This window comes from Kluyvera sp. EC_51 (assembly GCF_019584505.1).
Classification (GTDB): Bacteria; Pseudomonadota; Gammaproteobacteria; order Enterobacterales; family Enterobacteriaceae; genus Kluyvera; species Kluyvera sichuanensis.
Map to the genome: position 1 here is coordinate 1 of NZ_VDAG01000042.1, position 23,091 is coordinate 23,091.

Genomic DNA, 23,091 nt, shown 5'->3' on the forward strand with positions numbered 1-23,091 from the left:
TACGCACCACCCCGTCAGTAGCTGAACAGGAGGGACAGCTGATAGAAACAGAAGCCACTGGAGCACCTCAAAAACACCATCATACACTAAATCAGTAAGTTGGCAGCATCACCCATTTTCTGTTATTGTAATTCCTGCCTATAAGCCAAATAATCCAGGCCGTCCTGCTGAGGTTTAGTCGTATGCGCTGAACTCTCTATAAAAACGGATGTCGATACACCTATTGGCTGCGCACCCCTTTACCCGCTTTGTCATTCAGTTCTTTCTCATGAACTGAAACACGCTGTACGGTGAGCCCTAACATTATAAAATGGATACCCTTAAATGACCGTTCTGGATTATTTATTAAAATTCCGCAAAGTCAGTTCGCTGGACAATCTTGAAAAACTCTACGATCACCTGAACTATTCGCTGACCAACACCGAAGAAATCATCAATATGTATCGCGCTGCCGACCATCGTCGCGCGGAGCTGGTTTCCGGCGGGCGACTGTTCGATGTCGGCCAGGTGCCAAAATCCGTTTGGCGATTCGTGCAATAGTAGTTTTTTCCAGAGCGCCAGTTGCTTATACTCCTCGGCCTGTATTTTTTCCTCTTCACTGGCGCTGATTTTCAGGAGACACAATGTCGGATAATTCTGCGGAACGTATCGGCGGATGGCTGCTTGGCCCGCTGGCCTGGCTGATTGTTCAGTTAATAAGCATCTGCATCACGTTAGTTAAATTTGGCTACGTCCTGCTGACGCCGAACACCCTGAGTCTGATTAAAGAGATGGGGGCGGCCAATATCGCCCTGCTCGCGCTCTCCTTCTTGTCATTCATCGCCATGTGTTATTACACGCTGTGGCTGACTATTGCCTTCTTCAAGCGCCGCCATAACGTACCAAAGCACTACATTATCTGGTTGATGATTGGCGTCCTGCTGGCGGTGAAAGCCTTCGCCTTCTCGCCGATTTCGGACGACCTTGCCGTGCGACAGCTGCTGCTTCCGCTGTTGGCCGCCGCGCTGATTGTGCCTTACTTCAAGCGTTCGCAGCGGGTAAAACGCACCTTTACTAACGCGTAATAACCCCACACTTAGCCTGTTGTCGCTCGAGACACTTTGTCAGATAATAGGTGGCTTTTTTTGTTACAGGTCGAATGATGTCTGACTATTTATTGCTCTTTATCGGTACCGTGCTGGTAAATAACTTCGTCCTGGTGAAGTTCCTGGGGCTCTGCCCGTTTATGGGCGTTTCCAAAAAGCTGGAAACGGCTATGGGGATGGGCCTGGCGACCACCTTCGTGATGACGCTGGCCTCTATCTGCGCCTGGCTTATCGACACCTGGATTCTGATCCCGCTGGATTTGGTTTACCTGCGCACGCTGGCGTTTATTCTGGTCATCGCCGTTGTCGTCCAGTTCACCGAAATGGTGGTGCGTAAAACCAGCCCGGCGCTCTATCGCCTGCTGGGCATTTTCCTGCCGCTTATCACCACCAACTGCGCCGTACTCGGCGTGGCGCTGCTTAACATCAACCTCGGCCACAATTTCCTGCAGTCGGCGCTGTACGGCTTTTCAGCCGCCGTCGGCTTCTCGCTGGTTATGGTGCTGTTCGCCTCTATTCGCGAACGTCTGGTGGTCTCCGACGTTCCTGCGCCGTTTCGCGGCAACGCCATTGCGCTGATTACCGCTGGTTTAATGTCATTAGCCTTTATGGGCTTTAGTGGGCTGGTGAAGTTGTAATGATGACCTTCTGGATTGCTGTCGCTGCGATCAGCCTGTTAGGGTTGATTTTTGGCGTCATTTTGGGTTACGCCTCACGCCGTTTTGCCGTTGAGGATGACCCGGTAGTTGAAAAAATTGATGAACTGCTGCCGCAGAGCCAGTGTGGCCAGTGCGGTTACCCCGGCTGCCGCCCTTATGCAGAAGCGGTCAGCAACGGTGAAAAAATTAACTGCTGCGCGCCCGGTGGCGAAGCCGTGATGCTGAAAATTGCCACGCTGTTGAACGTGGACCCGCAGCCGATCGGCGGTGACGAAGCGGCCGCCGAGCCAGCGCGCATGCTCGCCATCATTGATGAAAATAACTGTATCGGTTGTACCAAGTGCATTCAGGCTTGCCCGGTAGACGCCATTATTGGCGCGACCCGCGCCATGCATACGGTGGTCAGCGACCTGTGCACCGGCTGTAACCTGTGCGTGGCCCCTTGCCCAACGCAGTGTATCGAGTTACGCCCTGTCGAAACGACAACCGACAGCTGGAAGTGGGATCTGCACACTATCCCGGTACGAAACATTCCTGTGGAACACCATGCTTAAGCTATTCTCCGCCTTCAGAAAAGACAAAATCTGGGATTTCGACGGGGGCATTCATCCGCCTGAAATGAAAACCCAGTCAAACGGCACGCCGCTGCGCCAGGTTCCCCTAGCCCAGCGTTTTGTTATCCCGTTGAAGCAACATATTGGCGCAGAAGGTGAACTCAGCGTGAAACCTGGGGATCACGTGCTCCGTGGCCAGCCGTTAACGCGCGGTTGGGGGCGTATGTTGCCGGTCCACGCCCCCACTTCCGGGACGGTCGTGGCGATTGAACCTCATGCTACCGCCCACCCTTCCGCGCTGCCAGAAATGAGCGTCATTATTGACGCCGACGGCGAAGACCGCTGGATAGCTCGCGACGGCTGGAATGATTACAAAAACCATAGTCGCGACGCACTGATTGAACGTATCCACCAGTTTGGCGTTGCCGGTTTAGGCGGAGCAGGTTTCCCGACGGGCAACAAACTGCGCGGCGGCGGCGATAAAATCACCACGCTGATTATTAACGCCGCCGAGTGCGAGCCGTACATCACCGCTGACGATCGCCTGATGCAGGACTGCGCAGCGCAGATTGTCGAAGGTATTCAGATCCTCGCGCATATCCTGCAGCCGCAGCAGGTGCTTATCGGCATCGAAGATAATAAACCGCAGGCGATTTCGATGATGCGCGCGGTGCTCGCGGGCTGTCACGGTATTAGTCTACGCGTTATCCCAACCAAATACCCTTCCGGCGGCGCAAAGCAGCTGACGCAAATTCTGACCGGTAAACAGGTTCCGCACGGCGGCCGTTCGTCGGATATTGGCGTATTGATGCAGAACGTCGGCACCGCCTATGCGGTAAAACGCGCGGTCATCGACGGCGAACCGTTGACCGAGCGCGTCGTCACGCTGACCGGTGAGTCGGTTGGCCAACCTGGTAACGTCTGGGCGCGTCTGGGCACGCCGGTACAGCATCTGCTCAAACATGCCGATTTTTGCCCGACCAGCGACCAGATGGTGATCATGGGTGGCCCGTTGATGGGCTTTACCCTGCCCTGGCTTGATGTACCGGTGGTCAAAATCACCAACTGTCTGCTGGCCCCTTCTGCCGCTGAAATGGGCGAGCCGGAAGTGGAAAAAGGCTGCATTCGCTGTAGCGCCTGCGCCGATGCCTGTCCGGCCGATCTGTTGCCGCAACAGTTGTACTGGTTCAGCAAAGGCCAGCAGCATGATAAAGCCACGGCACACAACCTTTCCGACTGCATTGAATGTGGTGCCTGCGCGTGGGTCTGCCCAAGCAGCATTCCGCTGGTGCAGTACTTCCGTCAGGAAAAGGCCGAAATCAACGCCATTCGCCAGGAAGAACAGCGCGCCGCAGAAGCCAAAGCTCGCTTCGAAGCGCGTCAGCAGCGTCTGGAACGCGAGAAAGCCGCCCGTGAAGAGCGCCATAAAAAAGCGGCCGTTCAGCCTGCTGCCAAAGATCAGGATGCGATTCATGCGGCACTGGCTCGCGTACGAGAAAAACAACAGCAGGCCGCGCAGCCGATTGTGATTCAGGCTGGTGCCGTGCCGGATAACAGCGCTGTGGCTGCCGCCCGTGAAGCACGTAAAGCTCAGGCTCGCGCCGCGCAGGCTGAAAAACAGCAGGCAACGACTGAAGCTATCGACCCGCGTAAAGCCGCGGTTGAAGCCGCTATTGCTCGCGCCAAAGCACGTAAAGCGGCCCCTACTGAAGCAGCAGAACCTGCTGCCGTTGATGGAGCCATCGACCCGCGCAAGGCCGCCGTTGAAGCGGCTATTGCCCGTGCTAAAGCACGCAAAGCATCGCAACCAATGCCGGAAGAACCCGCTACTGTCGCCGACGCGGTTGATCCACGCAAAGCTGCCGTTGAAGCCGCCATCGCGCGTGCCAAAGCTCGTAAAGCGGCACAATCAGTTGAAGCACCAGCCGTTACCGTTGAAGAGACAGCGGTTGACCCGCGTAAAGCTGCCGTCGAAGCCGCCATCGCGCGAGCCAAAGCGCGCAAGGCCGCTACGACAGAAATGAATGAACCTGCCGCCAACGACGACCCACGCAAAGCCGCCGTTGCTGCCGCTATTGCCCGTGTTCAAGCCAGGAAAGCCGCTCAGGCCGTTAACGAGGATTAAATGGTTTTCAAAATCGCAAGTTCCCCTTATACCCACAACCATCGCCAGACATCGCGTATTATGATGCTGGTGGTCATTGCCGCACTGCCCGGCATTGTGGTCCAGAGCTGGTTTTTTGGCTGGGGAACCGTCATTCAACTGGTTCTCGCTATTCTTACCGCCTGGCTTGCCGAGTCGCTGGTGCTTCGCCTGCGTAAGCAGAACATCGGTCAGACGCTCGCCGATAACTCTGCGCTGCTGACCGGCCTGCTGCTGGCCATCAGTATTCCGCCGTTTGCTCCGTGGTGGATGGTGGTACTCGGTACCGTGTTTGCCGTGATTATTGCTAAGCAACTCTACGGCGGCCTGGGTCAGAACCCGTTTAACCCAGCGATGATTGGCTACGTGGTACTGCTGATCTCCTTCCCGGTTCAGATGACCTCCTGGCTGCCGCCGCACGATATCGCCGCCAACGTGCCGGGCTTTATGGACGCGCTGCAGGTGATTTTCAGCGGTCATACCGCTGCAGGTCAGGACATGACGGCGTTGAAGATGGGAGTCGATGGCATAAGCCAGGCAACGCCGCTCGATACGTTCAAAACGTCGCTTCATGCCGGACATCCGGTGGATGAGATCCTCAAATCCTCGATTTATCACGGTGCGCTAGCCGGTGCGGGATGGCAGTGGGTCAACGTAGCCTATCTGGTCGGCGGCCTGTTCCTGCTGTGGCAAAAAGCAATTCGCTGGCATATTCCGGTGAGTTTCCTGGTGAGCCTGGCTGTCTGCTCAACGCTCGGCTGGCTGTTCCACCCGGAAAGCGTCGCCTCGCCGCAGATGCATCTACTTTCTGGCGCGACCATGCTGGGTGCGTTCTTTATTCTTACTGACCCGGTCACCGCCTCCACGACCAACCGAGGTCGTCTTATCTTTGGTGCGCTAGCGGGCCTGCTGGTCTGGCTTATTCGCAGCTTCGGCGGCTACCCGGACGGCGTGGCGTTTGCCGTGCTGTTAGCTAACATCACCGTCCCACTGATTGATTACTATACGCGCCCGCGCGTTTACGGACACCGCTGAGGATTCACATGTTAAAGACCATGCGTAAACACGGTGTCACGCTGGCACTGTTCGCAGCCGGTTCTACCGGGCTGACGGCGGCAATCAACCAGTTGACCAAGCACACCATCGACGACCAGGCCGAGAAGCAGCAAAACGCCCTGTTCCAGCAGGTCATTCCGGCAGGAAGCTATAATAATGACCTGTTGAAGAGTTGCTTTGTGGTGGAAGCCCCGGCGCTCAGCAAAGGCGCGCATAAGGTTTATATCGCCCGTCAGGACGATAAGCCGGTCGCCGCCGTACTCGAAGCCACCGCGCCGGACGGCTATTCCGGCGCTATTCAGCTGTTGGTCGGTGCCGATTTTAACGGTACCGTGCTTGGTACCCGCGTGACCGAGCACCACGAAACGCCGGGGCTGGGTGATAAAATAGAGCTTCGCCTGTCTGACTGGATAACCTTCTTCGCCGGTAAAAAAATCGACGGTGCGAACGATAGCCAGTGGGCAGTGAAGAAAGACGGCGGCCAGTTCGACCAGTTCACCGGGGCGACCATTACCCCTCGTGCGGTAGTCAATGCGGTAAAACGCGCAGGGCTGTATGCCCAAACGCTGCCCGACCAACTGTCACAACTGCAAGCCTGTGGAGGATAAACAATGAGCGAAGTCAAAGAGGTTATTGTCCAGGGGCTGTGGAAGAATAACTCCGCGCTGGTTCAGCTTTTAGGCATGTGCCCGCTGCTGGCGGTCACCTCAACCGCCACCAACGCCTTAGGTTTAGGTCTTGCCACTACCCTGGTATTGACGCTCACCAACCTGGCCATCTCCAGCCTGCGTCGCTGGACGCCAGCGGAAATTCGTATCCCCATCTACGTGATGATTATTGCGTCGGTGGTTAGCGCCGTGCAGATGCTGATCAACGCCTATGCGTTCGGCCTGTACCAGTCGCTGGGGATCTTTATCCCGCTTATCGTGACCAACTGTATCGTCGTAGGTCGCGCAGAAGCGTTTGCGGCCAAAAAAGGCCCGGCGCTGTCGGCGCTGGACGGTTTTGCTATCGGCATGGGCGCCACCTGCACCATGTTTGTACTGGGTTCCATCCGTGAACTGCTCGGTAACGGCACGCTGTTCGACGGCGCGGATGGCCTATTGGGTAGCTGGGCGAAGGCGCTGCGCATTGAAGTCTTCCATACCGATACCCCTTTCCTGCTGGCGATGCTGCCACCGGGCGCATTTATCGGCCTGGGAATGCTGCTGGCTATCAAATATCTTATCGATGAACGGACTAAGAAATGTCATGCTCAGCAGGTTATTGCCGCCGATAGCGTGAACGTGGATGGGGCAGAGAAAGCCTGATGAACAAAACCAAGCGTCTTGAAATATTGACTCGGCTGCGCGACAACAACCCGCACCCGACCACCGAACTCAACTTCACTTCACCGTTCGAATTGCTGATTGCGGTTCTGCTCTCCGCACAGGCGACGGACGTGAGCGTCAACAAAGCGACCGCCAAACTTTACCCAGTGGCAAACACGCCGCAGGCGATGCTTGATTTGGGCGTCGATGGCGTGAAGGAGTACATCAAGACGATTGGCCTGTTCAACAGCAAAGCGGAGAACGTCATCAAGACTTGCCGCATGCTGCTGGAACTGCACGGTGGTGAAGTTCCGGAAGACCGGGCGGCGCTGGAAGCATTACCGGGGGTTGGACGTAAAACGGCGAACGTGGTGTTAAACACTGCTTTTGGCTGGCCCACCATCGCCGTCGATACGCACATCTTCCGCGTCTGTAACCGCACGCAGTTTGCGCCTGGCAAGAACGTCGAACAGGTGGAGGAGAAGCTGCTGAAAGTGGTTCCCGCCGAGTTTAAGGTCGACTGCCACCACTGGCTCATTCTGCACGGCCGTTACACCTGCATCGCCCGTAAGCCTCGCTGCGGTTCCTGTATCATTGAAGACCTGTGTGAATTTAAAGAGAAAGTGGAGCTGTAGTCCATTTTTCGCGGCGTGGCAAGTCGGCCCGCCGCCCCCTTCCGAGTGACTAGACCGCGTTTAATCCCATCTAATTATTCATTTTTTGGCACATCCAACGCCTATATAACGCTTTTACAGATTAAATGGGCCATCACTAACGAAATTTTCTATACAAAAACTGACCAGAACATCACCACAACATGATGTTGCATTTATGTTTCTTTACGAGCAATTCGCTTACATCATTAGGATGAATCCTCCGTAACGCACAATATGATCATCCAGTTATTTTTCAGAATCCAGCCTATATCACTATACGAAAGCGAGTTCAGCAGAAGATATCGTTAAATTGCCGTTTTTGCCCCACTATTTCAGAATAAAAAACCGCTTAAATTTAAAGCGTGAAATTTAACGCTAAATAACATTTATATGTCTGGTTAATTATTCCACTCTTTTTATTTGTAACGGAGTATTACAAAGGCCTTGTCTGAAAGCGCAGGATAGTGAACATTACTTCCCGTTTCCCTCCAGAATAACTATAAGGTGGATGCCAATGAGCACCCGCCCAGTACACCCCCCATTAGAATGGGATGTAAATAAGAGGTATATGTGTCTACTGCAAACAATAAACCAACTGAAAGCGTAAGTTTAAACGCCTTCAAACAACCTAAAGCGTTCTATCTCATCTTCTCTATCGAGTTATGGGAGCGTTTTGGTTTCTACGGCCTGCAAGGCATTATGGCCGTTTACCTGGTTAAACAGCTGGGTATGTCAGAAGCAGATTCCATCACGCTGTTCTCTTCCTTTAGTGCATTAGTGTACGGTCTGGTTGCTATCGGCGGCTGGCTGGGCGACAAAGTACTGGGTACAAAACGCGTGATTATGCTGGGTGCCGTGGTGCTGGCTATCGGCTATGCGCTGGTCGCATGGTCTGGTCACGATGCAGGCATCGTCTATATGGGTATGGCGGCTATCGCTGTAGGTAATGGCCTGTTTAAAGCCAACCCGTCTTCCCTGCTCTCTACCTGCTATGCAAAAGACGACCCGCGTCTGGACGGTGCATTCACCATGTACTATATGTCCGTGAACATCGGTTCGTTCTTCTCCATGCTGGCAACGCCATGGCTGGCCGCAAAATACGGCTGGAGCACTGCGTTCGCGCTGAGCGTCGTGGGTATGCTGATCACCGTGGTTAACTTCGCTTTCTGCCAGCGTTGGGTTAAACAGTACGGTTCCAAGCCTGACTTCGAGCCAATCAACTACCGCAACCTGCTGCTGACCATCGTTGGCGTTGTGATTCTGGTCGCTGTCGCCACCTGGCTGCTGCACAACCAGGGCATCGCACGTATGGTTCTGGGCGTGATTGCACTGGGCATCATCTTTATCTTCGGTAAAGAAACCTTCGCAATGAGCGGTGCGCCGCGTCGTAAGATGATCGTGGCGTTCATTCTGATGCTCGAAGCGATTATCTTCTTCGTGCTGTACAGCCAGATGCCAACCTCTCTGAACTTCTTCGCGATTCGTAACGTTGAGCACTCCATTCTGGGCATCGCGTTCGAACCGGAACAGTATCAGGCGCTGAACCCGTTCTGGATCATTATTGGTAGCCCAATTCTGGCCGCTATCTATAACAAGATGGGCGACAACCTGCCAATGCCGACTAAGTTCGCGATTGGTATGGTGCTGTGCTCCGGTGCCTTCCTGGTGCTGCCGCTGGGCGCGAAGTTCGCTTCCGACGCGGGTATCGTTTCCGTTAACTGGCTGATCATCAGCTACGGCCTGCAGAGTATCGGTGAACTGATGATTTCTGGTCTGGGTCTGGCGATGGTGGCACAGCTGGTTCCACAGCGCCTGATGGGCTTCATCATGGGTAGCTGGTTCCTGACTACCGCGGGTGCGAACATCATCGGTGGTTACGTTGCAGGCATGATGGCGGTTCCGGAAAACGTGACTGATCCGCTGATGTCTCTGAACATTTATGGCCACGTATTCCTGCAGATTGGTGTTGCTACGGCCATTATCGCCGTGCTGATGCTGCTGACCGCTCCGAAACTGAACCGTATGACTCAGGACGACGCAAAACCTGCTGCTGACGGTAAAGTCGCTTCCGCATAACGTCATCGGGAAACGAATAAATATTTAGGCCGCTAACTTCTGTTAGCGGCTTTTTTTTTATCGCTTCAGGCACTAACATACCTCCATATCTCTCGGCTGCCCTTCGGCTGAGGGAAAACAAAAATAACCAAGTCTGAAGGAGTTACCCATGAAATTGTTCTACAAACCCGGCGCCTGTTCCCTTGCATCGCACATCACGTTGAGGGAGAGCGGAAAGGACTTTACGCTTATCGGCGTCGACCTGATGCACAAACGTATGGAAAACGGTGACGATTTCCTGAAGGTCAACCCGAAAGGCCAGGTTCCTGCGCTGCTGCTGGACGACAACACCCTGCTGACGGAAGGCGTGGCTATCATGCAGTACATCGCCGATAGCGTTGCGGATCGCCAGCTGCTGGCACCGGTTGGTACCATCAATCGTTACAGAACGCTGGAATGGCTGAACTATATCGCGACCGAGCTGCACAAAGGCTTTACGCCACTGTTCCGCCCGGATACCCCGGAAGATTACAAACCAACGGCGCGCGCGCTGCTGGATAAGAAACTGGCCTACATCGATGAATCGCTGGCGAACGCGCAGTGGATCAGCGGTTCACGTTTCACTATTGCCGATGCCTATCTGTTTACCGTGCTTCGCTGGGCGTTTGCCGTGAAGCTGGAAATGGCGGGATACAAAAATATTGCGGCCTATATGGAGCGCGTCGCGGCGCGTCCTGCGGTGGCGGCAGCCATGGCGGCTGAAGGTCTGAAGTAATATTGCTGTGCTGGCTCCCCGGAGTCGGCGCTTCGCACCTCGTCCGGGCTACAGGCTAGTGTAGCCCGGCAGAGCTTCGCGACGCCGGGAATATTTACAGCTGAGTGGCGCTAAAACAGTGAACTGGCTTCGCAATACGATCCTGCGCCGCCACTACCTGCAACTCATACTCGCCCATCTCTTTGGTGGTGACCATAATCTCGTACACCGCCGCAGTCACATGCTCCAGCGCGTCGCGAAGGCTAGCCCCTTGCAGCAGCTTAACCAGCAGCAGACCGCTGGTCACATCGCCCACGCCCACCGGGTGACGCGCGCCAAAGTCGATCAGTGGACGGCTGATATGCCAGGCTTCATCCGCCGTCACCAACAGCATCTCAAAGCGATCCTGACTGTATCCTGCACGGGCCAGATGCTTCACCAGCACGATCTCCGGCCCCTGAGCAATCAGCTCACGCGCAGCCAGCACCGCATCGTTCACATCCTTCACGTCGCGACCGGCGAGAATTTCGAGCTCAATCAGGTTCGGCGCGATGATGTCACTTGCCGGCATGGCATAGCGCTTATGGAATTCCGCCACGCCTGGCGCCACGATGCAGCCCTTTTCTGGGTGCCCCATAACCGGGTCGCAGAAAAATTTCGCCTGCGGGTTCGCCGCTTTCACCTGACGCACGATGCCAAGAATATGCTCGCCCTGCTCCGCAGAGCCCAGATAGCCGCTCAGCACCGCGTCACAGCGCTTCAACTGGTCGATAGCCGCAATGCCCTGCACAATCTCTGTCAGATGCGCTGGCGGCATCACGCAGCCCGTCCACTGACCATATTGGGTATGGTTGGAAAACTGCACCGTGTTTAGCGGCCAGACGTTCGCACCAAGGCGACGCATAGGAAACTCGGCGGCGCTATTGCCCGCATGCCCAAAAACGACGTGAGATTGAATGGCGAGGATGTTGTTCATTAGCTCTACTCAGACGACAAAAAAGAAGGGGGCGTAGTTTCCCACGCCCCCTCGTTTCGGAATATTACTTCCAGCAGATCAAACAGTAATTTTTCTTACCACGGCGTAACAGGGTGTAACGACCGAAGAGAATATCGCTTTCCTGGAAGAAATATTCCGGGTCAGCCTGTTTTTCACCGTTAATGGTGACTGCGTTAGAGGCGATGGTTTTACGCGCCTGGCCGCGAGACGGCTGCAGCTCGGAGTCCACCAGCGCCTGCATCAGGTCAGCCCCTTTATCCATCTCAACCATCGGCACACCGTCCTGCGCCAGCTGCTCGAAGTCTTCTTCGCTCAGCGCGCTCAGTGAACCGCTGAACAGGCTATCGGTGATGCGTTTTGCCGCCACCAGACCTTCTTCACCGTGCACCAGACGGGTCACCTGCTCGGCCAGTACGTACTGGGCGCGAGGAGCTTTACCGCTGTTCTTATCTTCTTCTTCCAGCGCATTGATCTCTTCAATGTCCATAAAGGTGAAGAACTTCAGGAAGCGATAAACGTCGGCATCCGCGGTGTTGATCCAGAACTGGTAGAATTTGTACGGGCTGGTTTTCTTCGGATCCAGCCAGACTGCGCCGCCTTCGGTCTTACCGAATTTGGTGCCGTCCGCTTTGGTGATCAGCGGAACGGTCAGGCCGAATACCTGGTTCTGGTGAAGACGACGGGTCAGGTCGATACCGGAGGTAATGTTACCCCACTGGTCGGAACCACCAATCTGCAGCGCAACGCCGTGCAGTTTGTTCAGGCAGGCAAAGTCATAGCCCTGCAGCAGGTTGTAGGAAAACTCGGTGAAAGAGATGCCCTGATCGTCACGGTTAAGACGCTGTTTCACCGCTTCTTTGTTAATCATCTGGTTAACAGAGAAGTGTTTACCGATATCACGCAGGAAGGTCAGCACGTTCATGCCGCCGAACCAATCATAGTTGTTGGCCGCGATAGCCGAATTGTCGCCGCAGTCGAAATCGAGGAACGGTGCCACCTGTTTGCGGATTTTATCCACCCACTCCTGCACGGTATCTTCGGTATTCAGTTTACGCTCGGCCGCTTTAAAGCTTGGGTCGCCAATCAGACCGGTTGCGCCACCGACCAGTGCAACAGGCTTATGCCCTGCCTCCTGGAAGCGTTTCAGGCATAACAAAGGAACAAGATGCCCCAAATGCAAGCTGTCGGCGGTAGGGTCGAAGCCGCAATAGAGCGCGATCGGGCCTTGCGCCAGTCGCTCTGCTAACGCTACCTCGTCCGTTACCTGGGCGACTAGCCCCCGCTCTTGCAGTTGTTTAATCAAGTTACTGCTTGCCATCAAATTCTCCATCTATATACGACTGCACCTTTGCCGGTACACGACTTTTCGCCAGACGCGAAAGCTCTATAGAATAAAGCGCTGGCGCACTCAGCGCTAGCGCTTAACACAACAAATTTCAGGGATTACGGTGCCAGACGGTCGATTTTCCAGGCATCCGCGTCGCGCTGGTATAAAAAACGATCGTGCAGACGATGTTCACCGCCCTGCCAGAACTCCATCTGCTCAATAGAAACGCGGAAACCGCCCCAGAAACTTGGCAGCGGGACCTCACCCTGCTGGAATTTCTGTTTCAGTTCCATGAACTTGCTTTCGAGGATACCGCGCGCGGAGATGCGGCTGGACTGCTTAGATACCCAAGCGCCAATTTGGCTGTCGCGCGGGCGGCTGTGGAAATACTTCACCACTTCGAGGGTCGACAGACGTTCAGCCTTGCCGATAACCATCACCTGCCGCTCCAGCATATGCCACGGGAACAGCAGGCTGATGCGCGGATTGTTCTCCAGCTGATGCGCCTTACGGCTACCCAGGTTGGTATAGAAGACCAGCCCTTTCTCATCATAGTGCTTGAGCAGAACGATACGCTGATACGGCTGACCGTTTTCATCAACCGTGGCAACCACCATCGCCGTAGGGTCGGCCAGTCTGGCATCACATGCCTGGCGTAACCAACGTTCGAACAAGGGCAGCGGTTCAGCAGGAAGGTCGTGGCGACGCAGACCGCCACGGGTGTACTCACGGCGCAGATGCGCGATTTGTTGCAGATCGTCGTTATCAGACATGGCGTTTAAGAGAGTAGTCAACGGGTGTCGTTATTGTGCGCCGCCCGCCTGAAAATCTCAACGCTTGGGGTTTTGTAACTGGCAGTTATTCAACACGATATGATCGCGTTTGTAGACGGTTGCTTCGTTACCCTTAGACCAGAACACGTAGATCCCGTCGGTATAGCGAGCGCCCGACGCGGAGATCCCCTGCTGGAGATTCAGCTGTTGGTTGTCATAGATAAAATTCACCTGTTGGCGCTGATTGTTAAGATGCACGGTCAGCGGTTTTTCCTCACACTGGTATTCCAGCGTGTCGGTCTGCATGCGTTCCATAAACTGATTGTACGCACTGCAGCCAGCGAGCATAAAAGGGAGAACAGCGATAAGTAGCTTTTTCATTGTTTTGGGCCTTCCGACATTCCTGGTCAAGGAGTGATTCTCACACTCCCGTTCAAGTTAAGTCTACCGGCCCACTGTAAAAGAAGATGTCAGTTAACTCTGATTATGCTGCGGATTTGCTGGATAAATAGCCCCTAGCACGGTCGCCTCCGAAGCACCGGTCACAGACGGTAGGTTACCCGGCAGTCCGGCGACGGTTCGCCAGGCAAGCCAGGCAAATGCCAGCGCTTCCATATCGTCACCGCTGATCCCGTAAGCATCGGTGCTCGCCACTTCCGTTCCGGCAAGCAGGCCGGCCAGACGCGCCATCACCAACGGATTACGGCTGCCACCGCCGCAGACCAGCAGACGTTCGCATCCGCCGCTCAACATCACCTGTTCGCTGATGGTCACGGCGGTCAGTTCAGTCAGCGTCGCTTGTACGTCCTGCGGACGCAGGCCCGGATAGCGCGCCAGGAACTGCGCCAGCCAGCCGTAGTTAAAGTACTCCCGCCCGGTGCTTTTTGGTGCAGGTGCCGAGAAGTACGGGTCGCTCAGCATATCCTGCAGCATCGGTAGGATAACCTTGCCTTCGCTGGCCCACTCGGCGTCTTTGTCGTATGGTTTGCCCAGGCTGCGCCAGATCCACGCATCCATCAGCATATTACCCGGACCGGTATCAAAACCGCGCACCGGCATGCCAGGAACCAGTAAAGAGAGGTTGGCAATACCGCCGATGTTGAGGATCATCCGACGTTCATCAGGATGCGCCAGCAGCGCCTGGTGAAAAGCGGGCACCAGCGGCGCGCCCTGCCCACCCAGCGCCATGTCGCGGCGGCGGAAATCCCCCACTACGCTCACGCCGGTGCGGGCGGCGATAATATTGTTGTCGCCAATCTGCATCGTGTGCGGTGCAGCGCCCGTCGGCTCATGCCATACCGTTTGCCCATGGCAGCCGATGGCGACGATATCGTGCGCCTCAAGATGCTCCTGAGACATTAGCGCGATAACTGCTTCAGCAAACAAAGTCCCCAGCCGATTGTCGAGCTGGCCGAGTTGCGAAAGCGTCAGCGCCTGCCCCTGGCAGATGGCGAGCACGGCCTCTTTTAGGGCTACCGGTATTGGCCAGGTAAGGCTGGCAAGCTGGGCTACGCGGCTTTCATCAATGGCCGCGAGCACTACGTCCACGCCGTCAAGGCTGGTTCCCGACATCACGCCAATATATCGCCCGGATTTCATACGCCGTCCTTAGTCATCTTTGCAAAGTCAACACTCAATCATAAAGTGACACTTAATGCTATTAACTGATAATACTTTTTAACAATATACCTACCATCGACCCGCCCGGTAGTTTCCCTTGCGTTTAACGTTGGTTAAGCCATTATGGATTATTCTTATTAATAATAAATGCGGAATATATGACCGCTCGAATCAAATACCATATAATCGTTTAGTACGGATGCTCACAAGAGCGATTCTGAGTGAACTGGAGATTCATAAAATGATGTTACGCGTATTGGCTGTTTCAATGATTGGTTTATCCCTGGCCGGATGTGTCAGCAACAGCGGGTTGTCAGGCGATGTTTACTCGGCATCCGAAGCGAAACAGGTCCAGAACGTGACCTACGGTACCATCGTCCACGTACGTCCTGTTCAAATTCAGGGCGGCGACGATAACAACGTTATCGGCGCCATCGGCGGTGCAGTTCTGGGTGGCTTCCTGGGTAACACTATCGGTGGCGGCACCGGTCGTTCCCTGGCGACTGCGGCGGGTGCCGTGGCAGGTGGCGTAGCAGGTCAAGGCGTTCAGGGTGCGATGAATAAAACCCAGGGCGTTGAGCTGGAAATTCGTAAAGATGACGGTAACACCATTATGGTGGTGCAGAAACAGGGCGATACCCGCTTCTCAGCTGGCCAGCGTGTCGTGATGGCAAGCAACGGCAGCCAGGTTACCGTTTCCCCGCGTTAAACCTCACTTTGCGTACGTGGCCGCTACGGCCACGTACCTTTCCACCACTCAGTATTATTTCTAATACTTATTTCAAATAAACAATTAATTCATACCATGAATGCATAATTGACATTTAGCTTATGTATTATTTGCGCGTGGACAATATTTACTGACAGTTTATCTATTACACTCCCTGCGTATAGGGCTGGATGCCCGTTGCATGCCCGGCGTTGCGTACACAGGACACATATATGCTGCTAAAATTCCCGCTACAGCGCTTTTTGATTTATCTGACCATCACTCTTATTGGCACGCTTGTTCTGAATCATTTCTCGAACGCGTTTATCAGCAACGTTCCGTCTATTGCGCCGATATTGTTCCCAACGCTGACGATTTTTCTCATGGTTTTTCACACTATGATCGCCGTGTTCATGGTCATGAAGTATTTGTGTGATAAACGTCGTCTCTACCTTATGCCCATCGCCTGCGCCTTTGCTAGCTCTGCATTGCTGATGCTGGGAACGCTGAAGAGTTATCCGGATTGGTTCCTCTGCGGCGGCGTGAATATCGCAAATTATAATGATGCTCTGATCTTTTACGTATTCCGTAATATATTAATGGCGCTACTCTTTATGACCGCCGTCATTCTCTACGCATTTAAACTGCGTGAGATGCACACCCGCAAAATTCATTTTTTCATTCTCAGCGGCATCGTTATTTTCTGCGCCTGCATTATGGAATTGGCCTGGCTATATTCCAGCAACGATCCGTTACTCAGCGTTGCCTTTATTGATAATCTTACCTTTAAATATACTGACGTCTGGCAAGGAATTATCAGCTGGATATTGTTTGGTCTTTGGGGGATAACGCTTTTCACCATTCTGATTACAACGCAACTGCGCAATATATTCTGGTACAGCGGGGCCTTCTTCTGCGCCTGCTATATCTTCACGCTGTTTGTCCTGATGACCGGCCAGGAGACCGCCAGCTACAGCTGGTATCAGGCGCGCCTGTTCGAAACCATCTCCACTCTGTTCCTTATCTTTGTGCTGTTTTGCGACGTGTTCACGCTCTATCGCCAGTCCAATGCGAAATACCATGACTCGTACCAGAACTCTATCCGCGATCCATTAACACGACTGTACAATCGCAGCTATTTCTACGACTCGTTTACCGCACTGTTGCCTACTATTGCCGACGGTCAACCGGTATCGGTGATTGTCAGCGATCTGGACCACTTTAAGCGTATCAATGACAAATATGGGCACCTGCAGGGCGACAAGGTGATTCAGTTCGTGGCGAAAGTCCTGCAGGATTCGGTACGGCAAAACGACGTTGCCGCCCGCATCGGTGGCGAAGAATTTGCTCTGCTGCTGGTTAACACCTCTCCCGAGGTGGCGCGAACGATTGCCGAGCGTATTCGCCTGGCAATCAGCCAGCATAATGCCGAAAGCAGCCATGCGCAGCTGCCAGAGTCTATCACCATCAGCATGGGCGTTTTCACCGCCGTCGATTTATCGGTGCCGGTAGAAGAGTGCGTCAGACGTGCGGATGAAGCGATGTACCGCGCCAAAGCGGCGGGCAGAAACCGCGTAATGGTCTGGGAATAAGAGAGGTGAAAAAAAACCCGCGACTATCGCGGGTTTTTTTGAGTATCAATGAGTATCAATCGCGCGATTGCAGCTCAATGATATTCTGCTCCAGTTTGCGGATCAGCGTGGTCAATATCCCCAGCTCCTCGGCGGAGATCCCCGACAGGATATCACCGCGCGTGTGGCTGATGACCGCTTCCATCTCCTGGATCAGCGGTTCTGCTTTCTCAGTCAACTTAATGCGTTTAGCACGGCGGTCATTCGCACAGGTCTGGCGAGAGATCAGTCCCTTCTCTTCCAGCTGATCCAGAGTACGAACTAAAGACGGCTGCTCGATGCCGATCGCCTTTGCCAGTTGGATTTGCGACTGTTCGGGCGGCAGCTGATGAATATTATGCAGCGTGACCCAGTGAGTCTGCGTGAGTTCCAGAGGTTTGAGGCGATGGTCAATCAAAGCACGCCAAATGCGCACCAACCGTGCCAGATCAGAACCTAATGGCGATTCCAATTTCATCTCCTTATAATTAGCTTGCTAAGTTATTATACTGATTTTAGAATAGTGTGCAGTATTTAAATTAGCAAAACAAATGAATTGCCACGTGCACGCAAACCAGATCCGTGAGTTACACTGTTTCAAATGATGTGAATGTATGTCAAAACACGACACACTATCGAGCCATAACTCTTCAATTGCAAAGGATTTTTGCTTGTGAAGTCTATTTTCCACATTCCAGGAGTCCCGCTGCAAGACCTTGTGGTTGGTGCTTCTATTTATTTTCCCCCTGTATTTAAAGCCGTCCTGCTGGGCTTCCTGTTCTGGTTAATAATTCACCGTTTATTGCGCGATTGGATGTATGCCGGTGATATCTGGCACCCGCTATTGATGGATCTCTCTTTCTTTGCGCTTTCAGTGTGTATGGCGCTGATGATACTGGTTTGGTGGTAATGTAACTCAATGAAAAAATTAAAATATTTCTCAACACTGCTCATCGCGGCCCTGGCTATCATCGCCTGCTGGCTGGTCTGGAACTACTACATGCAGTCGCCGTGGACGCGCGACGGCAAAATTCGCGCCGAACAGGTTGATATTACCCCACAGGTTTCTGGCAGTATTCTGACCCTCAACGTAAAGGACAACCAGTTTGTCCGCGCTGGCGACGTGCTGTTCCAGATTGACCCAACGCCGTGGAAAATTGCCGAGATGAATGCCGATGCGAAGCTTGCCAAGGCTCAGTCCGACCTTTCGCGCGCCAGCCATGAAGTGGAGCGCCGCCGGGGGCTGTCACAGAACTTTATCTCCGCCGAGGACCTCGATACGGCCAACATGACGCTGAAAGCAGCACAGGCCAACTTTGATGCCGCCAAAGCCGAACGCGAACATGCCCGCTGGCAGTTGGCTCAAACCAACGTAAAAGCACCGGTCGACGGTTGGGTCACCAACCTCTCAACCCGCATCGGCAACTATGCCGCCGTCGGACAGCCGGTCTTTGCGCTGATCGACAGCCACTCCTTCTACGTGGTCGGCTACTTCGAAGAGACCAAACTGCGCCACATCCGCGAAGGCAACCGCGCCGATGTCGTCCTCTACAGTGACGATAAAAAGTTACAGGGTCACGTATCCAGCATCGGCCGCGCCATTCACGACCAGAGTCTGGCAACAGACGGCAAGCTCGTTGCCGATATCAAGCCGACCATCCCATGGGTGCGTCTGGCGCAGCGTGTGCCGGTACGCATTGAATTAGACGCGCTGCCAGCAGATACCGTGCTGGTTGCCGGTACCACCTGCACCGTCTCTATAGCCGGTGGGAAGCAATGATCTTTCCCGCTTTAACATGGCGGTCATTGCCCTGGGTTAAAGCGACCGTGCCGCAATGGCGCTATGCCATGCGCAACGCCATTGCCATGTGTCTCGCGCTTAGCATCGCCTACTGGCTCAACCTTGATGAACCTTACTGGGCGATGACCTCCGCTGCAGTGGTCAGCTTTCCGACCGTTGGCGGTGTTATCAGTAAAAGCCTCGGGCGTGTTGCCGGGAGTATGCTCGGCGCCTGCGCGGCGCTGTTGATAGCCGGGCATACCCTGACCGACCCCTGGCTGTTCCTGTTTGCTATGTCCGGCTGGCTGGCTTTCTGTACCTGGGCCTGCGCGATGTACACCAACAACGTCGCCTACGCCTTTCAGCTGGCGGGCTACACCTGTGCCATTATCGCGTTTCCTATTATCAATGTGGTGGATGCCACCCGACTCTGGGACATTGCTCAGGCGCGCGTGTGTGAAGTGATTGTCGGGATTCTGTGCGGCGGGGTGATGATGATGATCCTGCCCAGCACCTCTGACGGCAGTACCCTGCTGACGGCGCTTAAAAATATGCACGCCCGGTTACTTGAACACGCCAACATGCTCTGGCAACCGGTCACCACCGATGCCATCCGCACTGCGCACCAGAGCGTGATCAGCCAAATCCTGACGATGAATCTGCTGCGCATTCAGGCCTTCTGGAGCCACTATCGCCTACGACGACAGAACACGCTGCTCAACTATTTGCTACATCAACAGCTACGACTGACTAGCGTTATCTCAAGCTTACGTCGCCTGCTGCTGAACTGGCCGGAGGCGCCGCAAACTATCCGACCGGTGCTGGAAGAATTGTTGCTGGCGCTGGCGAAGCCCGACTGCGATGCCTATATCGTCGCGCGAATTATTGCTCCACTAGCGCCGAGCGACCCGCAAGATTATCGCCACCACGCATTCTGGCATCGTTTACGTTACTTCTGCCGTCTATACCTCACCACCAGCCACTGGCTGCAGCGGCTGGAAAACGCGACCGCGGTGACCGAGTTTACCGTGCCAGCCGCCCCCGCCTTGATGCGCCATACCGACCATGCCGAAGCAGCATGGAGCGGCATCCGTACCTTCTTCGCACTTGTCAGCGTTGGCGCGCTAAGCATCAGCACCCAGTGGGAATCAGGCGCGGCGGCCTTAACCCTGGCAGCTATCTGCTGCGTACTCTATTCCAACGTGCCGTCACCATTCAGTTCGTTGACGCTACTGATGCGTACCTTGATCCTGCTGTCGATATTCAGCTTTGGCGTCAAATTCGGCCTGATGGTGCAAATCAGCGATCTCTGGCAGTTCATGCTGTTTCTCTTCCCGCTGTTGCTAACCATGCAACTGTTGAAACTGCAGATGCCCAAACAGGCAAGGCTGTGGGGGTCGCTTATCGTCTTTATGGGTTCATTTATCGCGGTGACCAATCCGCCAGTCTACAATTTTGGCGATTTCCTTAACGATAACCTGGCCAAAATCATCGGCGTTGGTCTGGCATGGCTGGCTTTTGCCGTGCTGACTCCCGGTTCAGATGCGCGCAAAAGCCGCCGTCATATTCGGGCGTTACGGCGTCACTTTGTTGACCAGTTGAGTCGACACCCGACAAACAGCGAGCATGAATTTGAATCGCTGGTTTATCATCATGTTAGCCAGCTCAGCAGCAGCCAGGATGAACCAGCACGCCGCTGGCTGTTACGCTGGGGCGTGGTGCTGCTGAACTGTTCGCACGTGGTCTGGCAGCTTCGCGCCTGGGAAGCCCGTTCGGACCCGCTGTCGCAGGTGCGCGATATGTGTATTAGCCTGCTACGGGATGTGATGAGCGAACGTGGGGTTCAGCAACGTCCGCTGGCCGCTACGCTTCAGGAACTGCAACGAATCTGCGACACGCTGGCCCACCACCATCAACCAGCAGCCCGGGAACTAGCCTCGATTCTGTGGCGTCTGTACTGTTCGCTTTCACAGCTGGAAACGGCACCGCCGCCCGGTACGCTGACCGAACAACCGGCGTAAAAAGAAAGGATGCAGGCGGTAAAGACCGCCTGCATTACTGACATTACGGAACGTCGTAACCTAATGCCGCTTTACGAATGCGGAACCACTGCTGACGCGTCATATCCAGAGACTGGGCGACAATGGCCGAACGCACGCGTTCGATTTTGCCAGAGCCGATAATCGGCAGCGGCTGCGACGGTAGACGCATCACCCACGCATACACCACCTGCTCAATGCTGCCTGCGTTCAGTTCATTCGCCACCTTCGCCAGCTCATCGCGCAGCGGCTGGAACTCATCGTCATTAAACAGACGACCGCCGCCGAGGCAGGACCAGGCCATCGGGCGAATACGCAACTGCTGCAGCTGATCCAGCGTGCCGTCAAGAATGGTCGGCTGGTGAATTGGCGAGATCTCCACCTGGTTCGTGGCCAGAGTGAACGGCAGACGCGACTGCAACAGCGCAAACTGCGCCGGGGTAAAGTTGGAGACGCCGAAATGGCGCACTTTTCCACTCTGATGCAGCGCGGTAAACGCCTGCGCCACTTCATCGGCATCCATTAACGGATCCGGGCGGTGGATCAGCAGCAGATCCAGCACGTCGGTAGCCAGGTTACGCAGCGACTGTTCGGCGCTATGAATGATGTGATTGCGGTCGGTAATATAGTGACCGAGCGCGTGTTCCGACTTCGCCGTGGTGGCGATCCCGCACTTGGTGACAATCTCCATTCGTTCACGCAGATGCGGCGCCAGCTTCAGCGCTTCACCGAACGCAGCTTCACAGGCGTAGCCACCATAAATATCGGCGTGGTCAACGGTCGTCACCCCAAGGTCGAGATGCTCTTCAATAAAGCTCACCAGCTGACGTGGCGTCATGTTCCACTCCATCAGACGCCAGTAGCCCATCACGAAACGGGAAAATTCTGGCCCTTGTGGTGCCAGGGTAATACGTTGAACCATAACCACTTCCTCAACAAAAAAAATTGAATTGAGTATACGCACTTTTGCGCTTAAAACAGTGAGGGCTGCTGAGGATCTTCCGTATTCGTCGCTTTACCCGCGCGTAATTTACGCAGCAGACGCTGACGACAGAGCCGCAGCACCTCCTGTTTTTGCGCATCGTTCATTTTTTGCCAGTTGAAGCGTTCATCGCGGCTGCGAAAACAGCCACGGCAAAATCCGCGCTCATCCGACTGACAAATTCCCCGGCACGGACTTTGAACCGGGAAAAACTCCAGTTGCTCCGCCACGTTAGCCCCCTTTTACCTCGTCATACTCTCATTGAAGACGTTTAATCACCGGGGCGCAACTTTTCTCCCACATCGTGCGGGTGTACCGGCATTTTCAAAAATTCATTTGCATTAGACCAATCGGTCTATTACAGTGCATCGCATGAGCAAATTGATTGAACATGATACCCGTGAACACATTCTGGCTACCGGCGAGCGTCTTTGCATGCACCGGGGGTTTACCGGAATGGGGCTTAGCGAACTCCTGAAGACGGCGGAAGTGCCGAAGGGGTCGTTTTATCACTATTTCCGTTCAAAAGAGGCGTTTGGCGTCGCGATGCTGGAACGGCACTTTGCCGATTATCACCAGCGCCTGGTGCAGCATTTTACCCAGGGCGCAGGCAACTATCGTGACCGCCTGCTGGACTATTACCAGCACACGCTCACCCAGTTTTGCCAGCAGGGTCTTATCAGCGGTTGTCTGACCGTTAAACTCTCTGCCGAAGTGTGCGATCTTTCCGAAGATATGCGCACAGAAATGAACAAAGGTGCCAGCCAGATTATGGCTCTGCTGGCGCAAGCGCTGGAAAATGGCCGCCGTGAAGGTTGCCTTAAATTCAGTGGCGAAGCCGAAGCCACGGCGCAGGTACTCTACTCGCTGTGGTTGGGCGCAAATCTGCAGGCGAAAATGGCCCGCAGTTCAATGCCGCTTGAAAGCGCGCTGACGCACGTCAGGAATCTGATTGCCGCGCCGGACTAAACCCGGCGTTTTT

At 54.5% G+C, this 23,091-nt stretch carries 26 protein-coding genes; 17 read left to right on the forward strand and 9 right to left on the reverse strand.

The window, feature by feature from the left end; all coding sequences use genetic code 11:
* The coding region (locus FHC49_RS24695; RefSeq protein ID WP_097491765.1) for an IS1 family transposase at positions 1-58 on the reverse strand (58 nt) is incomplete at its 3' end.
* A gap of 266 nt (positions 59-324) precedes the next feature.
* On the opposite strand from FHC49_RS24695, the gene ydgT reads away from it, so the two are divergent.
* From ydgT to gstA, 11 genes are all read left to right on the forward strand, one after another.
* Entirely contained in the window at positions 325-540 is a 216-nt protein-coding gene (gene ydgT / locus FHC49_RS10780) for a transcription modulator YdgT (RefSeq protein ID WP_185666176.1), read from the forward strand.
* A gap of 83 nt (positions 541-623) precedes the next feature.
* Positions 624-1,064, forward strand: coding sequence for a DUF2569 domain-containing protein (locus FHC49_RS10785; RefSeq protein ID WP_220439738.1), 441 nt, complete (start codon positions 624-626; stop codon positions 1,062-1,064).
* Between the two features lie 77 nt (positions 1,065-1,141).
* Positions 1,142-1,723, forward strand: a complete 582-nt coding sequence (gene rsxA, locus FHC49_RS10790; protein WP_185666174.1) for an electron transport complex subunit RsxA — start codon at positions 1,142-1,144, stop codon at positions 1,721-1,723.
* Complete coding sequence (gene rsxB / locus FHC49_RS10795) at positions 1,723-2,298, forward strand: electron transport complex subunit RsxB (RefSeq protein WP_185666173.1); 576 nt, start codon at positions 1,723-1,725, stop codon at positions 2,296-2,298. Before rsxA ends, rsxB begins: the two co-directional genes overlap by 1 nt.
* Entirely contained in the window at positions 2,291-4,423 is a 2,133-nt protein-coding gene (gene rsxC, locus FHC49_RS10800; RefSeq protein ID WP_220439739.1) for an electron transport complex subunit RsxC, read from the forward strand. The genes rsxB and rsxC overlap by 8 nt, the downstream gene beginning before the upstream one ends.
* On the forward strand, positions 4,424-5,476 hold the full coding sequence (rsxD, locus tag FHC49_RS10805) for an electron transport complex subunit RsxD (protein WP_185666171.1): 1,053 nt from the start codon (positions 4,424-4,426) through the stop codon (positions 5,474-5,476).
* 8 nt (positions 5,477-5,484) lie between these two features.
* Positions 5,485-6,105 (forward strand): electron transport complex subunit RsxG, encoded by a 621-nt coding sequence (rsxG, locus tag FHC49_RS10810; protein ID WP_220439740.1) that lies wholly within the window; start codon positions 5,485-5,487, stop codon positions 6,103-6,105.
* Between the two features lie 3 nt (positions 6,106-6,108).
* Positions 6,109-6,807, forward strand: coding sequence for an electron transport complex subunit E (locus FHC49_RS10815; RefSeq protein WP_220439741.1), 699 nt, complete (start codon positions 6,109-6,111; stop codon positions 6,805-6,807).
* Positions 6,807-7,442 (forward strand): endonuclease III, encoded by a 636-nt coding sequence (gene nth / locus FHC49_RS10820; protein ID WP_035897047.1) that lies wholly within the window; start codon positions 6,807-6,809, stop codon positions 7,440-7,442. Before FHC49_RS10815 ends, nth begins: the two co-directional genes overlap by 1 nt.
* Positions 7,443-8,033: 591 nt before the next feature.
* Complete coding sequence (gene dtpA / locus FHC49_RS10825) at positions 8,034-9,539, forward strand: dipeptide/tripeptide permease DtpA (RefSeq protein ID WP_185666167.1); 1,506 nt, start codon at positions 8,034-8,036, stop codon at positions 9,537-9,539.
* A gap of 148 nt (positions 9,540-9,687) precedes the next feature.
* Positions 9,688-10,293, forward strand: a complete 606-nt coding sequence (gstA, locus tag FHC49_RS10830; protein ID WP_185666166.1) for a glutathione transferase GstA — start codon at positions 9,688-9,690, stop codon at positions 10,291-10,293.
* A 94-nt stretch (positions 10,294-10,387) separates the two neighbouring features.
* Here gstA and pdxY read toward each other — a convergent pair whose 3' ends face one another.
* The 5 genes from pdxY to anmK form a co-directional block, all read right to left on the reverse strand.
* Positions 10,388-11,248 carry a pyridoxal kinase PdxY gene (pdxY, locus tag FHC49_RS10835; RefSeq protein WP_185666165.1) on the reverse strand — a complete coding sequence of 287 codons (861 nt, stop codon included), beginning with the start codon at positions 11,246-11,248 and terminating at the stop codon, positions 10,388-10,390.
* 64 nt (positions 11,249-11,312) lie between these two features.
* Positions 11,313-12,587 (reverse strand): tyrosine--tRNA ligase, encoded by a 1,275-nt coding sequence (gene tyrS, locus FHC49_RS10840; protein ID WP_185666164.1) that lies wholly within the window; start codon positions 12,585-12,587, stop codon positions 11,313-11,315.
* Positions 12,588-12,712: 125 nt separating this feature from the next.
* Positions 12,713-13,369, reverse strand: coding sequence for a pyridoxamine 5'-phosphate oxidase (pdxH, locus tag FHC49_RS10845; RefSeq protein WP_035897054.1), 657 nt, complete (start codon positions 13,367-13,369; stop codon positions 12,713-12,715).
* A gap of 57 nt (positions 13,370-13,426) precedes the next feature.
* Complete coding sequence (gene mliC, locus FHC49_RS10850) at positions 13,427-13,750, reverse strand: C-type lysozyme inhibitor (protein ID WP_185666163.1); 324 nt, start codon at positions 13,748-13,750, stop codon at positions 13,427-13,429.
* 93 nt (positions 13,751-13,843) lie between these two features.
* Complete coding sequence (gene anmK, locus FHC49_RS10855; RefSeq protein ID WP_220439742.1) at positions 13,844-14,968, reverse strand: anhydro-N-acetylmuramic acid kinase; 1,125 nt, start codon at positions 14,966-14,968, stop codon at positions 13,844-13,846.
* A 262-nt stretch (positions 14,969-15,230) separates the two neighbouring features.
* Here anmK and slyB point away from each other — a divergent pair, with 262 nt between their 5' ends.
* On the forward strand, positions 15,231-15,698 hold the full coding sequence (gene slyB, locus FHC49_RS10860) for an outer membrane lipoprotein SlyB (RefSeq protein ID WP_185666161.1): 468 nt from the start codon (positions 15,231-15,233) through the stop codon (positions 15,696-15,698).
* A 233-nt stretch (positions 15,699-15,931) separates the two neighbouring features.
* Positions 15,932-17,290, forward strand: coding sequence for a GGDEF domain-containing protein (locus tag FHC49_RS10865; protein ID WP_220439743.1), 1,359 nt, complete (start codon positions 15,932-15,934; stop codon positions 17,288-17,290).
* A 55-nt stretch (positions 17,291-17,345) separates the two neighbouring features.
* Here FHC49_RS10865 and slyA read toward each other — a convergent pair whose 3' ends face one another.
* The gene (slyA, locus tag FHC49_RS10870; RefSeq protein ID WP_185666159.1) at positions 17,346-17,786 is read right to left on the reverse strand and encodes a transcriptional regulator SlyA; all 441 of its coding nucleotides are present in this window, start codon (positions 17,784-17,786) and stop codon (positions 17,346-17,348) included.
* A gap of 195 nt (positions 17,787-17,981) precedes the next feature.
* On the opposite strand from slyA, the gene FHC49_RS10875 reads away from it, so the two are divergent.
* Genes FHC49_RS10875 through FHC49_RS10885 form a run of 3 tightly spaced genes read left to right on the forward strand, consistent with a single transcriptional unit; the run spans position 17,982 to position 21,109 of the window.
* On the forward strand, positions 17,982-18,218 hold the full coding sequence (locus FHC49_RS10875) for a DUF1656 domain-containing protein (RefSeq protein ID WP_185666158.1): 237 nt from the start codon (positions 17,982-17,984) through the stop codon (positions 18,216-18,218).
* 9 nt (positions 18,219-18,227) lie between these two features.
* Positions 18,228-19,088 carry an HlyD family secretion protein gene (locus tag FHC49_RS10880; protein ID WP_220439744.1) on the forward strand — a complete coding sequence of 287 codons (861 nt, stop codon included), beginning with the start codon at positions 18,228-18,230 and terminating at the stop codon, positions 19,086-19,088.
* Complete coding sequence (locus FHC49_RS10885) at positions 19,085-21,109, forward strand: FUSC family protein (protein WP_220439745.1); 2,025 nt, start codon at positions 19,085-19,087, stop codon at positions 21,107-21,109. Before FHC49_RS10880 ends, FHC49_RS10885 begins: the two co-directional genes overlap by 4 nt.
* Before the next feature lie 43 nt (positions 21,110-21,152).
* On the opposite strand, the gene FHC49_RS10890 is transcribed toward FHC49_RS10885, so the two are convergent.
* Together FHC49_RS10890 and FHC49_RS10895 are read right to left on the reverse strand one after the other, a co-directional pair.
* Entirely contained in the window at positions 21,153-22,049 is an 897-nt protein-coding gene (locus tag FHC49_RS10890; RefSeq protein WP_220439746.1) for an aldo/keto reductase family oxidoreductase, read from the reverse strand.
* A gap of 50 nt (positions 22,050-22,099) precedes the next feature.
* Positions 22,100-22,339 (reverse strand): DUF1289 domain-containing protein, encoded by a 240-nt coding sequence (locus tag FHC49_RS10895; protein WP_185666154.1) that lies wholly within the window; start codon positions 22,337-22,339, stop codon positions 22,100-22,102.
* Positions 22,340-22,481: 142 nt separating this feature from the next.
* Between FHC49_RS10895 and FHC49_RS10900 the strand changes: the two genes are divergently transcribed.
* Positions 22,482-23,078 carry a TetR/AcrR family transcriptional regulator gene (locus FHC49_RS10900; protein WP_220439747.1) on the forward strand — a complete coding sequence of 199 codons (597 nt, stop codon included), beginning with the start codon at positions 22,482-22,484 and terminating at the stop codon, positions 23,076-23,078.
* Positions 23,079-23,091: the final 13 nt, after the last annotated feature.